Origin of the sequence: Pseudomonas sp. FP2300 (genome assembly GCF_030687595.1) — a bacterium.
Taxonomy (GTDB): Bacteria; Pseudomonadota; Gammaproteobacteria; order Pseudomonadales; family Pseudomonadaceae; genus Aquipseudomonas; species Aquipseudomonas bijieensis.
Map to the genome: position 1 here is coordinate 1342947 of NZ_CP117440.1, position 15552 is coordinate 1358498.

Below are 15552 nucleotides of genomic sequence, written 5' to 3' on the forward strand. Positions count from 1 at the left end.
GGCGTTTTTTTTATGCGTATTGGCCACGGCTACGATGTTCACCGTTTCGCTGAAGGCGACTTCATTACTCTGGGCGGCGTGCGGATCGCACACGGCTTCGGGCTGCTCGCGCATTCTGACGGTGATGTCCTGCTGCACGCCTTGAGCGATGCCTTGCTCGGCGCGGCTGCCCTGGGTGACATCGGCAAGCACTTCCCCGACACCGATCCGCAATTCAAGGGCGCCGACAGCCGCGTGCTGCTGCGTCATGTTGTCTCGCTGATCCACGCCAAGGGCTGGAAAGTCGGCAATGTCGATAACACCATCGTTGCCCAGGCCCCCAAGATGGCGCCGCACATCGAAGCGATGCGCCGGTTGATCGCCGAGGATCTTCAAGTTGAGTTGGACCAAGTGAACGTGAAAGCCACCACCACCGAGAAGCTGGGTTTCGTCGGTCGCGAAGAAGGCATTGCCGTCCACTCCGTTGCCTTGTTGCTGCGCCCATGACTGAACTGGAACTGTTGGGGCCGCGGGCCTATGGCGAGTCGTTGGGCAGCGCGGTACTCAAGGCCAGCGCTGAAGATTTCCAGGTCGATGAAGTGCTCGACATTCCGTTGACCGGCGATGGCGAGCACCTGTGGATCTGGGTTGAAAAACGAGGCTTGAACACCGAAGAAGCGGCCCGGCGAATCGCCAAGGCCGCTGGCGTGCCGTTGCGCACTGTCAGCTACGCCGGGCTCAAGGACCGCCAGGCCTTGACCCGCCAGTGGTTCAGCGTCCAATTGCCGGGCAAGGCCGATCCGGACTTGTCGGCGGCAGAGAATGACACACTGAAGATCCTCAAGACCGCACGCCACAGGCGCAAGTTGCAACGCGGCGCGCACTCGGCCAACGGCTTTACCTTGCGCCTGACCCAATTCAAGGGCGACACAGCGGCGATCGACGCGCGCCTGCAACAGATTGTCCGTCAGGGCATCCCCAACTATTTTGGCGCCCAGCGCTTCGGGCATGACGGTGGCAATGTCGTCGATGCCCGTGCCTGGGCGGCGCGCAAGGCCTTGCCGGAGCAGCGCAATGTGCGCTCGCGGCTGCTGTCTACCGCCCGCAGTTTTCTGTTCAACCAGGTGTTGGCGGCGCGGGTCGCCGACGGTACCTGGCAGAAAGCCCAGGTGGGCGACTTGCTCGCCTTCACCGATAGTCGCAGCTTCTTCCCGGCCGGCGAGGCTGAGTGCAGCGATCCACGCCTGGCGATCCTCGATCTGCACCCGACCGGGCCGCAGTGGGGCGAGGGGCCTTCGCCTGCCGCCGGTGCGACGTTCGAGCTGGAACAAGCCGTCGCAGCGGGCGAGGCCGATTTGCGCGACTGGTTGATAAACACGGGAATGAGTCACGAACGTCGCATCCTGCGACTGCCCATTGGCGGGCTGTCGTGGCATTATCCCTCGCCTGACATTCTGCAACTGGAATTCGTCCTGCCGGCCGGATGTTTCGCCACTGTCTTGGTGCGCGAACTCGTCGATCTGGTGCCGGTGGGGCAGACGGACAGCCCATGCGTATTCTGATTTCTAACGACGACGGGGTGACTGCACCCGGTCTTGCCGCGCTTTATGCTGCGCTGGCGGATTTTGCCGAGTGCGTGGTCATCGCCCCGGACCAGGACAAAAGCGGCGCCAGCAGCTCGCTGACGCTCGACCGTCCGTTGCACCCCTGCTATCTGGACAACGGTTTCATCAGCCTCAACGGCACACCGACCGATTGCGTGCACCTGGGGATCAACGGGTTGCTGGAACGCGCGCCGGACATGGTGGTGTCGGGCATCAACCTGGGCGCTAACCTGGGGGATGACGTGCTGTATTCCGGCACGGTCGCCGCGGCCCTGGAGGGACGCTTCCTGGAAAAACCATCGTTTGCCTTTTCGTTTGTTTCACGCCAGGTCGACAACTTGCCTACCGCCGCCTACTTCGCCCGTAAATTGGTCGAGGCCCACGGTGCGCTGGACCTGCCGCCACGCACGGTGCTGAACGTGAATATCCCCAACCTGCCGCTCGATCACATCCGCGGCATCCAGCTCACTCGCCTGGGCCACCGTGCCCGCGCCGCCAAACCGATGCACGTCGTCGACCCGCGCGGCAAGGCCGGTTACTGGATCGCCGCCGCCGGTGATGCCGAAGACGGTGGGCCGGGCACCGATTTCCATGCGGTCATGCAAGGTTATGTCTCGATCACGCCGTTGCAACTGGACCGTACCTTCAACGACGCCTTTCGAAATCTCGATGGCTGGCTGGAGGGGCTGCGCTGATGGCTCGTGAGCAAGACGATATGCTGCGCCGCGGAATCGGCATGACCTCCCAGCGCACCCGTGAACGACTGATCCAGCGTCTCTACGAAGAAGGCCTGTCCAACGCCCAGGTGTTGGAGGTGATTCGCCGAACGCCGCGTCATCTGTTCGTCGATGAAGCCCTGGCTCATCGCGCCTATGAAGATACGGCATTGCCGATCGGCCACAACCAGACCATTTCCCAGCCGTACATGGTGGCCCGCATGAGCGAGTTGCTGCTGGAGGCGGGGCCGCTGGACAAGGTGTTGGAGATCGGTACCGGTTCGGGTTACCAGACGGCGGTGTTGTCGCAGTTGGTGGAACGGGTGTTTTCCGTTGAGCGGATCAAGGTATTGCAGGATCGCGCCAAGGAGCGCCTGGTTGAGTTGAACCTGCGCAACGTGGTGTTTCGTTGGGGCGATGGCTGGGAAGGCTGGCCGGCCCTGGCGCCGTATAACGGCATCATTGTGACCGCGGTGGCCACCGATGTACCCCAGGCCCTGTTGGATCAACTTGCTCCTGGTGGGCGGCTGGTCATTCCAGTAGGGGCCGGCGAGGTTCAGCAATTGATGCTGATCGTGCGTGAAGAACACGGTTTCTCGCGGCATGTCCTGGGTGCGGTGCGATTCGTGCCGTTGCTCAACGGGCCGTTGGCCTGAGCATTTATAAACAGACGCTGAATTCTGCGGCATCGGTTGTGTCTTACAGCGGCGCTGCTTTATGAAACAGCGGGCAACGGTATCGAGCAAACGTGTGCGGCGGCACTTGGCGCCTCATTAATAGAGACGCGTTCGCTGCCAGCTATATTTGTATGTATTTCTGCCTGGACAGGCAGTTTCCCATTTTTCAGCCACCACAAAGGGAGCGGCGGGTGAGTCTCACAGTCATTGCGCAGCGTATGGGTATCACGAGCTTTCAGCGCCTGTTGACTGGCCTTGTCTTGAGCACTTTGCTGGTCGGATGTTCCAGTACACCATCGGGTAATGTCCGGGTTGTCGATCGCAACAGTGCAGCACCACAACGTCCTACAGTAACGACCGGCCAGTATGTAGTCCGTCGCGGCGATACGCTGTTTTCCATCGCTTTTCGCTATGGCTGGGACTACAAGGCCCTCGCGGCGCGTAACAACATTCCTGCGCCTTATACGATCCACCCCGGTCAGACGATTCGCTTCGATGGCCGTAGCGGTTCAACGCCTACCGCAGTGGTGACGCAGTCGGGATCGACGGCATCGTCGTCGAGTAAAACCACGGTCATTCGCCGCCCGGCGGGGGCTGCAACGGCGACAGTACCGTCCGTCGCGAGCAAACCGACCCCCGCTCCGATGCCTCCGGCAGGCCCCGCCCCGACAGGCTGGGGATGGCCTTCTAATGGCGTTCTTATTGGAAAATTCTCTTCAAACGGTAGTTTGAATAAAGGAATTGATATCGCCGGGGATTTGGGACAGCCTGTTTTAGCCGCGTCTGATGGCACGGTTGTGTACGCCGGGAGTGGTTTGAGGGGCTACGGCGAACTCGTGATCATCAAACACAGCGATACCTACGTCAGTGCCTACGGTCACAACCGCAGGCTGTTGGTTCGGGAGGGGCAGCAGGTCAAGGTCGGACAGACAATTGCCGAAATGGGATCGACGGGAACGGACCGGGTGAAACTGCACTTTGAGATTCGCCGACAAGGTAAACCAGTAGATCCGCTGCAATTCCTGCCACGTCGTTGATTTGATTGTCAGCCTGTTCCGTCACGTAGAGGGAACAGGCTCCAGCGTTGCCAAGGATAAAGGCGTCGCTTGAGCTTGAGGTCGAACTCACCAAAGGACTATAACAATGGCTCTCAGTAAAGAAGTGCCGGAGTTTGACATCGACGATGAGGTTCTCCTTATGGAGACCGGCATCGCTATGGATTCGATGTCGAATGATGAAGGGGCGACTCCACCTTCCGTTCGTGCCAAATCCAGACACTCCGCTTCACTTAAACAACATAAGTACATCGATTACACCCGGGCGCTGGACGCCACTCAGCTGTACCTCAACGAAATCGGGTTCTCGCCGCTGCTCTCCCCCGAGGAAGAAGTTCATTTTGCGCGGCTGTCGCAAAGTGGCGACCCGGCCGGTCGAAAACGCATGATTGAAAGCAACTTGCGCCTGGTGGTGAAAATCGCCCGACGCTATGTCAATCGCGGGCTTTCGCTGCTGGACCTGATCGAAGAGGGCAACTTGGGCCTGATTCGCGCCGTGGAAAAATTCGACCCCGAACGCGGCTTCCGTTTCTCGACCTACGCCACTTGGTGGATCCGCCAGACCATCGAACGGGCGATCATGAATCAGACCCGGACCATCCGGTTGCCGATCCATGTGGTCAAGGAACTGAACGTCTACCTGCGGGCCGCCCGTGAGTTGACCCAGAAACTCGACCATGAACCCTCACCCGAAGAAATCGCCAACCTGCTGGAGAAACCGGTAGGTGAGGTCAAGCGCATGCTTGGGCTCAACGAGCGGGTGTCCTCGGTGGACGTTTCACTGGGGCCGGACTCGGATAAAACCCTGCTCGACACCCTCACCGACGATCGCCCCACGGACCCGTGCGAGCTACTTCAGGATGATGACCTTTCCCAGAGCATTGACCAGTGGCTTTCGGAACTGACCGACAAGCAACGGGAAGTGGTGATTCGCCGCTTCGGTTTGCGGGGTCATGAAAGCAGCACCCTGGAAGATGTTGGGCTGGAGATTGGCCTGACCCGTGAGCGGGTCCGGCAGATCCAGGTAGAAGGCCTCAAGCGTCTGCGAGAGATCCTGGAGAAAAACGGCTTGTCGAGCGAGTCGCTGTTCCAGTGACATGAAGCTCAGTGCAACAGCGAAAGCCCCGACTGGTTCGGGGCTTTTTCGTTTCTGCGGTGACTGCTTTCCAATCTCATTCTATTTGTAGTTTCAGCTTGTAAGCTTTTGCCTAGTATTGCGTAAGTGTTTGGTTTCCCATTGAAGGGATAGACGGCTATGGAAACCGTAAAATTTTCTGTAGTTTAATGATTTTAAAGGAGAATTTAATTGATGAACGTGGTGTGACAACGTGCGTTGACCGTATCAGGTGAATTGCACTCGTCCGGGAAAACACTAATATCAGTCCTGTGTCGACGGACAGACACACCCGTCAAGGACGATGGGAAGGAAGGACATCGCAGGACGCGATTCATCAGGATGATGAATAGGATTAAAGGGATTAGGGAAAAAATGTGGGCGGGTCAAACCGCCCCTTTTTTTTGCCTGCGATTTTGTTCGAGGCAGCAAAAAGGCCCACGAGGGGCCTTTTCGAGGAGCGCAGGGGTAATCAGCGTTCGAGGTCTGCGATCTTGCCAGGCTTGCCATCCCACTCTGCGGCGTCCGGCAGGGCGTCTTTCCTCTCGGTGATATTCGGCCAGATATCCGCCAGCTCGGCGTTCAGCTCGATGAAGTTCTCCATGCCGGTCGGCACTTCGTCCTCCGAGAAAATGGCATTCGCCGGGCATTCCGGTTCACACAGGGCGCAGTCGATGCACTCGTCCGGGTGAATGACCAGGAAGTTCGGGCCTTCGTAAAAGCAGTCCACCGGACAGACTTCTACGCAGTCGGTGTACTTGCACTTGATGCAGTTGTCGGTGACGACGAAGGTCATTTCTAATTCTCTCCTCAGGCGGCGGCAGCGAATCCCCTTCACGGGTGGGGTCGCCAGGTTCGGGAGCGGTAGTCTGCGAACCAGGCTAATAGTCCGCAGCATCCCAAACCGCGCGAGATTCTAACAGCTTGAAAGCCTGTGCGTTAGATCCGTGTCTTCAATGTATAGAGTAAATCCAGCGCCCGACGTGGAGTCAGGTCGTCCAGATCGAGCTTGGCCAGTTCATCAAGCACCGGATGGGGCAGGCTGGCGAACAGGTCGCTTTGCTGTGGAGCGGCCGGTTTGCCTTTGGTCGGGCGCGGTGCTTCGTGGGGCAGGCTGGTAGTTTCCAGGCGGCTCAGGTGTTCGCGGGCACGGCTGATCACTTCGCTCGGCACGCCGGCCAACTGCGCCACTGCCAGGCCGTAGCTCTGGCTGGCCGGGCCGGGCAGCACGTGGTGCAGGAAAACGATGCGTTCGTTGTGCTCGGTGGCGTTGAGGTGCACGTTGGCCACCAGCGGCTGGCTTTCCGGCAGTACCGTCAGCTCGAAGTAGTGGGTGGCGAACAGGGTGTAGGCTCGCAAATGCGCCAGCCGTTCGGCCGCCGCCCAGGCCAGGGACAGGCCATCGAAGGTGCTGGTACCGCGTCCGACTTCGTCCATCAGCACCAGGCTGCGTTCGGTGGCGTTGTGCAGGATGTTCGCGGTTTCGCTCATCTCCACCATGAAGGTCGAGCGCCCACCGGCCAGGTCATCGCTGGAGCCGATCCGGGTGAAAATCCTGTCTACCAGGGACAATTCGCAGCTCGCTGCTGGTACGAAGCTGCCGATGTGGGCCAGCAGCACGATCAAGGCAGTCTGGCGCATGTAGGTGGATTTACCACCCATGTTCGGACCGGTGATCACCAGCATGCGGGTGTTGTCGTCCAGGCTCAGGTCGTTGGCCACGAACGGCGTGGTCAACACTTGCTCGACCACTGGGTGACGACCCTGGCTGATGCGCATGCACGGTTCGCTGACGAAGCGTGGGCAGTTGAGGTCCAGGTTCAGTGCGCGTTCGGCCAGGTTGCTCAGCACGTCCAGTTCCGCCAGGGCACTGGCGGTGTCCTGCAAGGGCGGTAGTTGGCTGATCAGGTCCTCGAGCAGTGCTTCATAGAGCATCTTTTCCCGAGCCAGGGCGCGGCTCTTGGCCGACAACGCCTTGTCTTCGAACGCCTTGAGTTCTGGAGTGATGAAGCGCTCGGCACCCTTGAGGGTCTGGCGGCGAACGTAGTCCGCCGGGGCCTGTTCGGCCTGCTTGCTCGGCAACTCGATGAAATAACCGTGGATGCGGTTGTAGCCGACCTTGAGGTTGGCCAGGCCGGTGCGGGCTTTTTCCCGGGCTTCGAGGTCGATCAGGAACTGGCCGGCGTTCTCGCTCAGCGCTTGCAGTTCGTCGAGTTCGGCGTCGTAGCCGGTTTTCAGCACGCCACCGTCACGGATCACCGCCGGAGGGTTATCGATAATGGCTTTTTCCAACAGCGCGGCCAGCTCCGGGTAGGTGCTGGTGGTGTGCGCCAGTTGCTGCAGGTGCGGTGCTTCGAGGTCGGTCATCGCCACTTGCAGCTCGGGCAGGGCGCCGAGGGCATCACGCAGGCGCGCCAGGTCACGGGGACGGGCATTGCGCAGGCCGATACGGGCGAGGATGCGCTCGATGTCGCCGATTTCCTTGAGCTGCGGCTGCAACTGCTCGAAGCGATAACGATCCAGCAGGCAGGTAATGGAGGATTGACGCGCCAGCAGCACGGTCAGGTCCCGCAGCGGCCGATTCAACCAGCGGGTCAGCAGACGACTGCCCATGGCGGTCTGGCAGCGATCGACCACCGATTGCAAGGTGTTGTCGCGCCCGCCGGCCAGGTTGGTGTCCAGCTCCAGGTTGCGCCGGCTCGCGCCGTCCAGCACCACCGTGTCATCCAGGCGTTCGTGGCGCAGGCTGCGCAAGTGGGGCAGGGCGGTGCGCTGGGTTTCCTTGGCGTAGGCCAGCAGGCAACCGGCCGCGCCGATGGCCAGGGTCAGGTTCTCGCAGCCGAAGCCCTTGAGATCCTGGGTGGAAAACTGTTGGCAGAGACTTTTCAGCGCCGAATCGCGCTCAAAATCCCACGGCGCCCGACGCCGCACGCCACGGCGTTTTTCTGCCGGCAGGTCTTTGGGCCAGTCATCCGGGATCAACAGCTCTACCGGGTTGACTCGTTCGAGCTCCGCCAGCAGGTTTTCCCAGCCCTTGATTTCCAGCACCGAGAAATTGCCGCTGGTGATGTCCAGCACCGCCAGGCCGAACAGGCGCTCATCGCCCAGGACTGCGGCGATCAGGTTGTCCCGGCGTTCATCCAGCAGGGCTTCATCACTGACTGTGCCCGGTGTGATGATACGTACGACTTGGCGTTCCACCGGCCCTTTGCTGGTGGCCGGGTCGCCGACTTGCTCGCAGATCACCACGGACTCGCCGAGCTTGACCAGCTTCGCCAGGTAGCCTTCCGCCGCGTGGTAAGGAATCCCGCACATCGGAATCGCCATGCCCGCCGATTGCCCACGCGCCGTCAGGGTGATGTCCAACAACTTGGCGGCTTTCTTCGCATCTTCGTAGAAGATCTCGTAGAAGTCGCCCATGCGGTAGAACATCAGCTGGTCGGGGTGCTGGTTCTTCAGGCGCCAGTATTGCTGCATCATCGGCGTGTGGCTGGAGAGGTCGTTCACGGCTGTATTCATGGGTGTCAGGCAGGCTCGTTGAAAGGTTTGGGGCAAAAGGAGGGGCATTGGCCCGGCTTTTCCGCGATGGGCGCAAGGTTAACATGGGCGGTCTGGTGCGACCCATATGTGAGTGGTTTTTGGGACTTTGGTGTGTATGGGATTGAGTGCATATCCGTTGCTGCGGTAACGGCCACTTAGGGTTCCGCCCTGACGGCGGGTCACTTTCGAAAAGCGCGAAAGTAACCAAAGCGCTTCTGCCGGTATGACTCACCCACATGGGTTACAAATCAGTTCACGCACATAGGTAACAGTTTTTAACTGGCAGGGTCGATTTCGCGAGGATCTGACCATGCCCTGGAGAGAGCTGAAACCTATGGACCTCAAAGTGATGTTCATCGCTGAGTATCTGTCTGAAAAGCACAACTTTAGCCGGCTGTGCCGGGACTATCAGATCAGCCGAAAGACTGGCTACAAATGGGTCGAGCGCTATGAGCTGGAGGGGCCCAGTGGGCTCGACGAACGTAGCCGCCGACGGCACAACCAAACCTATGTGGTGCCATTGGTTGTGAGGCAGGCAATCATTGAGTTTCGCTCTACTGGCGAAACGGTTCCGGGCCCTAAAAAGATCCAGAACGACCTGATGAAGCGTTTTCCGGGGCAGGATCCGCCGTCGAAAACGACCATCTACAACATCCTCAAGGCTGCGGACTTGATTACGTCTCGACCGTTGCGTCAGCGTGTCGCTGTCTATCCCAAGCCTTTGCGTAAGGCAGAAACGCCTAATCAGCTCTTCAGCGCAGATTACAAGGGCCAATTTCTCACTGGGGCGGGCGTTTGGTGCTATCCACTGACGATCATGGATCATGCCAGTCGGTTCTTGCTTGCCTGCGAGAGCATGGCCAATACCAATCTCAAGGAGACCCAGCAAACCTTCGAGCGCGTTTTTCGTGAATACGGGATGCCTGAGCGCATCCGCACCGATAACGGCGTGCCGTTTGCCAGCACCGGTCGTGCAGGACTATCGCAGTTGTCGATTTGGTGGTTGCGCCTTGGGATTATTCCTGAGCGAATTGAGCCCGGTCGGCCAGATCAAAATGGGCGTCATGAGCGCATGCACCGGACATTGAAAAGTACTTTCCCCAAACCGCCAGCCATTGCCTGGGAGGCTCAGCAAAAACACTTTGATCGTTTTATGCAGCACTACAATCACGAGCGAGGGCACGAGGCGCTCGGCCAGAAAACCCCGGCTTCCTGCTATACCCCTTCAACCCGAGCTTACCCGGAAAAGCTACCGGAAATGGGGTATGCGAGCCATGTTGAGTGTTACCTGGCTGATAGTTGCGGAATCATTAATCGGGCGGGGCTGCGGATATACGTGGGGAATCTGCTCAGGCATCAAAACATTGGAATGGAGATGATCAAAGATGGAGTATGGAATGTGATCTTCGGTCCGGTGATCCTAGGTCACGTCAATGCCAGGGACGCAAAGAACGGCTACGTTTCAATCAAAGTGTCACCTATGTGAATGTACTTTTTTGTAACCCATGTGGTTGTCCCGTACATGCCCCACCACTCGGTGCCTCGCTTAGGCTCGGCATGCCTGAACGAAGGCATTGCTCCGTGGGCCGCCGCGAAGGGCCATCCATGGCCCAGCGCGGCTAACCCGGCATCCATGCCGGGTTGCCCACTGCGCAATACCTTCGTTCAGCCATCGTGGTTAACGGGGCGCCGAGATCAACGTCCACCGCGAGGCGGCCTGACAGCCGGCCTGGCTCTCTCGGTCGTACACCCATCATATCTGTGGGAGCAAAGCTTGCTCGCGAGGCGGCCTGACAGCCGGCCTGATTCTCCCGGTCGTACACCCATCATATCTGTGGGAGCAAAGCTTGCTCGCGAGGCGGCCTGACAGCCGGCCTGGCTCTCTCGGTCGTACACCCATCATATCTGTGGGAGCAAAGCTTGCTCGCGAGGCGGCCTGACAGCCGGCCTGGCTCTCCCGGTCGTACACCCATCATATCTGTGGGAGCAAAGCTTGCTCGCGAGACGGCCTGACAGCCGGCCTGGTTCTCTGGCTGTACGCCGATCCAATTGTGGGAGCGAGCCTGCTCGCGATGACGGCAGCCAAAACAACTTAGTTGTCACTGGACTACCGCTATCGCGAGCAAGCTCGCTCCCACAGTGATTGCTCGGGCTTCTCTTAGGTCTCGGCTTGCATCATGAATGCTTACCTCACCTCAACCACATCCAACGCCCGGTTCGCCAGCAACTGACTGAGCTCAATCATCTGCTGAACCCCCAGGGCGATATTTCGTCGCGAGCCCTTCAGGTCGAATGCCAGGTCGCTGACCATGGCGTTGGCCGAGGCCAGGGTTTCGCTGAGGTTGGCGAGCAGGCATTCGGCGTCGATGTTCGGGGCGATGATGAAAAGGGTGTCGGGTGTGTCGCCGGTTTCTTTGTCGGCTTTGGGTTTGAGGTAATAGTCCAGGGCACGAGTGGCCGCGTCGTCGAGTTTTTTGGCATTGGCCGATTGGCTGCGGGATGTATGGTCTTTTTCAGGGGGATTCGGAGTTGGTTTGGTCATAGTCTTGGATCCTTAAGTTGGAGCCACTACCAATCCGCTACTAAACGAGATGGGCGGCAGCTGTACGCAGGTTAGTAGACCGGGGATCCAAGAAACCGGCGCGCCCGAGGGCGCCCTGCGCACAGCCACCATTGAGTGCAGGAATAGGAACACCTGACTGAATGGAGCAATGAACATCTTGGATACCGAGCTACTAAACCCGATCACTGATGGGCAGTGACAGGATCAAAAGTACCGATGGGATCCAAGGTGGACAAGCCGGCGGATTCTGGCGTAGTTGTAGGCAGGGGCGCAAGGCGACGTAGCCTCGTGTCGCACATTTGAAGGACGCAGGGTTGGGCCGTTTCTCACGAGGTTGTAGGGGGAATTTCCCGAGTGTCGGAAGGCATGATGCTTGGTCGCAACACCATTCATTTGAGCGTTGGATTGAGTCCGTGGCGAGGGAGCTTGCTCCCGCTTGAGCGCGAAGCGCTCACACAAGTTGGCCGCCCTACGTAGCCAGCGAGAGTGCTGAGGACAGCTTGCATCGGCGTTGAATGTACGGCCGTCATCGCGAGCACGCCCGCTCCCACAGTTTTACCGAGGTGTTCACAGACATCACATGCACCCAAATCCCCTGTGGGAGCGAGCTTGCTCGCGATAGCGGTGGTTCAGCTTGCGTTGATGTTGGGGGGAAGCACTTCGTCGTCGATATGCACGCTTATGCAAAACAGCATTTGTCTTCTGCAAAAAGAACAAGCATCATGCGCGTTATGCAAAAACGCAACGTTTCTACCGTATTAAGAGCATTGCTCGATCAGCACGGGATCTCCCCCACGGAGCTTCACCGGCGTACCGGCGTGCCTCAGTCCACTCTCTCGCGGATCCTCAGCGGCAAGATCGTCGATCCTTCGGATAAACACATCTCGAAGATCGCCGAATACTTCGCCGTGAGCACCGATCAGTTGCGCGGGCGTGCGGACGTTGTGCCCGCCGGCAATGCTCGCCGCGATGAGCCGCATTCCGAACTCAAGGACATAAGCCTGTGGGACGACGAAACACCCGTCGAAGAAGACGAGGTGTCGGTCCCTTTTCTGCGTGAGGTTGAATTGGCTGCTGGATCAGGAAGATTCGTCATCGAGGAAAGCGAGCGCTCTAGCCTGCGCTTTGGCAAACGCAGCCTGCGCCACAACGGTGTGCAGTTCGACCAGGCCAAGTGCGTGACGGTGCGCGGCAACAGCATGTTGCCGGTGCTGCGCGACGGCGCCACGGTTGGAGTGAATGCGGGCAAATGCGGGATCGGCGACATCGTCGACGGTGACCTCTACGCCATCAACCATAACGGCCAATTGCGAGTGAAGCAGCTTTATCGCCTGCCCACCGGCATCCGCCTGCGTAGCTTCAACCGTGACGAGCATCCGGACGAGGACTACACCTTTCAGGAAATGCAGGACGAGCAAATCGTCATTCTCGGTCACGTCTTCTGGTGGGGCATGTACGCCCGTTAACCCCTCCGCTGTCAGATAAAACCCGCCGCCGTGCGGGTTTTTTTTCGCCTCCTGAAAACCCGCAACCTCTGTGTTTACAAGGATTTCATGCATGTGCGCATTCTCAATGCATAAATAAATGCATTTACGCATTGACTGTATATGCATCCATGCATATTCTGTGTCCAAGCCGCTCGACAAAGCGGCTGGCAACAAAGCTCTTTAGTACCACCAACAGGCAGCGATGAACCGGCCTTAACGGTTCAGAGGGTTGGCAACTGACCCGGGTGTGCAGCGTAAAGCACCAGAAGCAGTTATCCGGCGGGCAGGGACCGCGGCCGGAGGAACAATTTGAATGGATCCGTACCGCGCCAGTCGCGCCGAAAGATCAAGCGCATTACTGAAAAGCCTGGGTAACCGGGCTTTTTGGAATGCCTGTGCCGTGAGGTGCTTCAAACCGCCGCCAATGGGAGGGCTTTCAATGCTGAAGGATTTCAGATGCGGTAGCTGCAAAAGGCTTCTGGCCCGCATGGGCGAGAACACCGAACTCCAGATCAAATGTGCCCGATGCGGGACGTTGAATCATGTGAAGGCCCTTGAGCCTCGAGTGATCGCCAGAGAGCGAGATGAGCGCTGTTGATCAACCGCGCGATCAATCAATAACTCAAGAGGTGAATCATGAATCGTTTCAAGAAATACGTTGCCCCGCTGATGCTGTCCATTGCGTTGCTCGGTGTGGGAAGCAACGCTAGCGCCGCCAACCTTCTGGTCAACGGTAGTTTCGAACAGCCAGGCTGCAGTGGCAGTTGCATCCTCGATACCCCGGCGAAAGCCAATTTCATCACCGGTTGGACGACGTTTCTGTCCGGTGCCGAGTACTTCAATATGCCCGCTTCGATCGGGGGTTCCGTGGCTGCGGATGGCGTTGTGATTGTCGACCTGGCCAATTATGTCTACGGCAACGGCGGTGGTATCCAGCAGAACTTCGCCACCACGGTCGGGGCCAAGTACCGATTGACCTTCAGCGCGGGTAATTCGCGCTACGCCAGCCGCTCCGGCGACGGCACCATCCAGGTCAAGGTGGCGGGGCAGAGTGTCACCTTCGACACGCCGTCGGCCAAAGGTACCGCAGTGGAGTGGAGCACCATCACGTATGACTTCACGGCCACTTCGGCCCAAACGACTTTGGCGTTCTCCAATGAGCAGAACCCTTACGCCCACTTCGCCTTCATCGACAACGTCAGCGTTGAGCCACTGTAAACCAACGATTGTCCTGCGAAGACCCGCCGCCCCCAAGCACTCATCCCTCACCCCCCAGGAAGCGTGACATGACAAACGAGCAACAAGCGTTGCTGGACATGCCGATCTGGCTGGTCATCGTGCTCGCCCTGGTGGGTGGGGTGACTGGCGAGATGTGGCGTGCCGACAAGGAGGGCGCCCGAGGCTGGTCGCTGCTACGTCGCCTGGCTCTGCGTTCCGGCGCCTGCATGGTCTGCGGCGTCTCGGCGATCATGCTGTTGTACGCCATGGGCTTGTCGATCTGGGCCGCTGGTGCCTTTGGTTGCCTGACGGCGATGGCCGGGGCGGACGTGGCCATCGGTCTTTACGAACGCTGGGCCGCCAAGCGGATGGGCGTCAGTGAGCTGCCGCCGCGCGATCCCCGTTCCGACCAACACTGATCCCTCGCTGGTGATCTTCGTGCCGCCATAAAAAACAGGAGGCCTTGATGCCTGCCGTCCTCGAAAAACCGTCGCAGCTGTTCGCCGCCGTTGCCCAGACGCTGCGCGCCACTTACCCCACTTTGAAAATCGGCAGCCCCCAGGATTTCGATGGCACCGACGACCAACCCTGGGTGCTGATTGCCCTTGAGCGTGATGGGCCTGGCCACCGTGCCAACGACGGGCGTATCGCCCATGTCCTGACGGTTTCCCTGCAAGTGGTCATGGCTGTTCCGGGCTGGGATGCCTGCGACTTGGCCGCTGAGCTGAAACACCTGGTTGTGGATAACCGCTGGGGGCTGTCGGCCAATCAATGCGATCTGCCCACGGAGCTCGATGGCCTGCCATCCACGTTCATTAACCCGGCGCGGGCGTACACCGCCTGGACCCTTTCCTTCAGTCAAACCCTGTACCTCGGCCCGACGCTGCTGGAGGACCCGCTGGGCATCCCGAAATTTGCCCGCACCTGGGAAGTCTCGAACATCGACGACCCGGACCAATACACCGCACTCGAGGGTTGAGCCATGTTTGATGCGCTATTACGGACGCATCTGGGGCCGATCATCGAGCGGCTGGCACAGATGGAAACCGAGCTGGAGGACCTGCATCGGCGTGCGGAGAGTTTCTGCCGCATCGGCGTTTGCCAGGAAGTCGATGCGGCCAGCAATACCTGCAAAGTCAGCCATGGCGGACTGCTGACCCCGGCGATTCGTTTTTTCAACCCGAGCGCCGGCGCCCAGAGCGAGTCGCGGATTCCGTCCGTGGGTGAGCAGTGCCTGTTGCTGAACCATGGCGGCGGCGAGGGCGGCGGGCAGGCGGTGGCGTTGTTCGGCCTTAACGGCGGTCAGTTTCCTCCCGTCTCGACCCAGGCCACGTTGACGCGTCGCCTCTATCAGGACGGTACGGAAAACGGCTACGACCATGCCAGCCATGTCCTGCACTGGCAAAACGGTCCGGCGGCATTCGCCGGCTCTCGCGAATCCCTCGAATTGAGCATTGGCCCGTCGAGATTGGCGATGACACCCGAGGCCATCGAATTGCAAGTCGGTGCCGTCGGCATTCGGCTCGACGCCTCCGGTGTGCACTTGAGCGGCCCGGTGGTGGATCACCAGGGACGTGTCATCAGTACCGCATAAGAGAT

At 59.3% G+C, this 15552-nt stretch carries 16 protein-coding genes; 13 read left to right on the plus strand and 3 right to left on the minus strand.

Annotated elements, in window-relative coordinates:
* Window positions 1-12 precede the first annotated feature (12 nt).
* The 6 genes from ispF to rpoS all read left to right on the plus strand — a co-directional run bounded on the left by ispF (window position 13) and on the right by rpoS (window position 5127).
* The gene (gene ispF / locus PSH86_RS05815; protein ID WP_109756625.1) at window positions 13-486 is read left to right on the plus strand and encodes a 2-C-methyl-D-erythritol 2,4-cyclodiphosphate synthase; all 474 of its coding nucleotides are present in this window, start codon (window positions 13-15) and stop codon (window positions 484-486) included.
* Entirely contained in the window at window positions 483-1541 is a 1059-nt protein-coding gene (gene truD, locus PSH86_RS05820) for a tRNA pseudouridine(13) synthase TruD (RefSeq protein ID WP_109756624.1), read from the plus strand. The genes ispF and truD overlap by 4 nt, the downstream gene beginning before the upstream one ends.
* Window positions 1529-2278, plus strand: a complete 750-nt coding sequence (surE, locus tag PSH86_RS05825; RefSeq protein ID WP_109756623.1) for a 5'/3'-nucleotidase SurE — start codon at window positions 1529-1531, stop codon at window positions 2276-2278. The genes truD and surE overlap by 13 nt, the downstream gene beginning before the upstream one ends.
* 41 nt (window positions 2279-2319) lie before the next feature.
* Entirely contained in the window at window positions 2320-2955 is a 636-nt protein-coding gene (locus PSH86_RS05830; protein ID WP_161796107.1) for a protein-L-isoaspartate(D-aspartate) O-methyltransferase, read from the plus strand.
* Window positions 2956-3167: 212 nt separating this feature from the next.
* Window positions 3168-4013, plus strand: a complete 846-nt coding sequence (locus PSH86_RS05835; protein ID WP_116834186.1) for a peptidoglycan DD-metalloendopeptidase family protein — start codon at window positions 3168-3170, stop codon at window positions 4011-4013.
* Window positions 4014-4119: 106 nt separating this feature from the next.
* Complete coding sequence (gene rpoS / locus PSH86_RS05840; RefSeq protein ID WP_047227588.1) at window positions 4120-5127, plus strand: RNA polymerase sigma factor RpoS; 1008 nt, start codon at window positions 4120-4122, stop codon at window positions 5125-5127.
* 490 nt (window positions 5128-5617) lie between these two features.
* Here the strand turns inward: rpoS and fdxA are convergent, their stop codons facing one another.
* Window positions 5618-5941, minus strand: coding sequence for a ferredoxin FdxA (gene fdxA / locus PSH86_RS05845; protein ID WP_109756621.1), 324 nt, complete (start codon window positions 5939-5941; stop codon window positions 5618-5620).
* Window positions 5942-6084: 143 nt separating this feature from the next.
* A complete protein-coding gene (mutS, locus tag PSH86_RS05850) occupies window positions 6085-8652 on the minus strand; it encodes a DNA mismatch repair protein MutS (protein ID WP_249016020.1) in 2568 nt (855 codons plus the stop codon).
* A gap of 343 nt (window positions 8653-8995) precedes the next feature.
* Between mutS and PSH86_RS05855 the strand changes: the two genes are divergently transcribed.
* A complete protein-coding gene (locus tag PSH86_RS05855) occupies window positions 8996-10171 on the plus strand; it encodes an IS481 family transposase (protein WP_305488487.1) in 1176 nt (391 codons plus the stop codon).
* A 699-nt stretch (window positions 10172-10870) separates the two neighbouring features.
* On the opposite strand, the gene PSH86_RS05860 is transcribed toward PSH86_RS05855, so the two are convergent.
* Entirely contained in the window at window positions 10871-11227 is a 357-nt protein-coding gene (locus PSH86_RS05860; protein ID WP_305488489.1) for a DUF6124 family protein, read from the minus strand.
* A gap of 752 nt (window positions 11228-11979) precedes the next feature.
* On the opposite strand from PSH86_RS05860, the gene PSH86_RS05865 reads away from it, so the two are divergent.
* From PSH86_RS05865 to PSH86_RS05890, 6 genes are all read left to right on the plus strand, one after another.
* Window positions 11980-12714 carry an XRE family transcriptional regulator gene (locus PSH86_RS05865; RefSeq protein WP_003198297.1) on the plus strand — a complete coding sequence of 245 codons (735 nt, stop codon included), beginning with the start codon at window positions 11980-11982 and terminating at the stop codon, window positions 12712-12714.
* A 460-nt stretch (window positions 12715-13174) separates the two neighbouring features.
* Complete coding sequence (locus PSH86_RS05870; protein WP_109755646.1) at window positions 13175-13333, plus strand: Com family DNA-binding transcriptional regulator; 159 nt, start codon at window positions 13175-13177, stop codon at window positions 13331-13333.
* Window positions 13334-13371: 38 nt separating this feature from the next.
* Window positions 13372-13953, plus strand: coding sequence for a DUF642 domain-containing protein (locus tag PSH86_RS05875; RefSeq protein ID WP_305488492.1), 582 nt, complete (start codon window positions 13372-13374; stop codon window positions 13951-13953).
* A gap of 68 nt (window positions 13954-14021) precedes the next feature.
* Window positions 14022-14372, plus strand: coding sequence for a phage holin family protein (locus PSH86_RS05880; protein ID WP_109755648.1), 351 nt, complete (start codon window positions 14022-14024; stop codon window positions 14370-14372).
* Between the two features lie 47 nt (window positions 14373-14419).
* Window positions 14420-14932, plus strand: coding sequence for a hypothetical protein (locus PSH86_RS05885; protein WP_109755649.1), 513 nt, complete (start codon window positions 14420-14422; stop codon window positions 14930-14932).
* Between the two features lie 3 nt (window positions 14933-14935).
* On the plus strand, window positions 14936-15547 hold the full coding sequence (locus tag PSH86_RS05890; protein WP_305488497.1) for a phage baseplate assembly protein V: 612 nt from the start codon (window positions 14936-14938) through the stop codon (window positions 15545-15547).
* The last annotated feature ends 5 nt before the right edge of the window (window positions 15548-15552 follow it).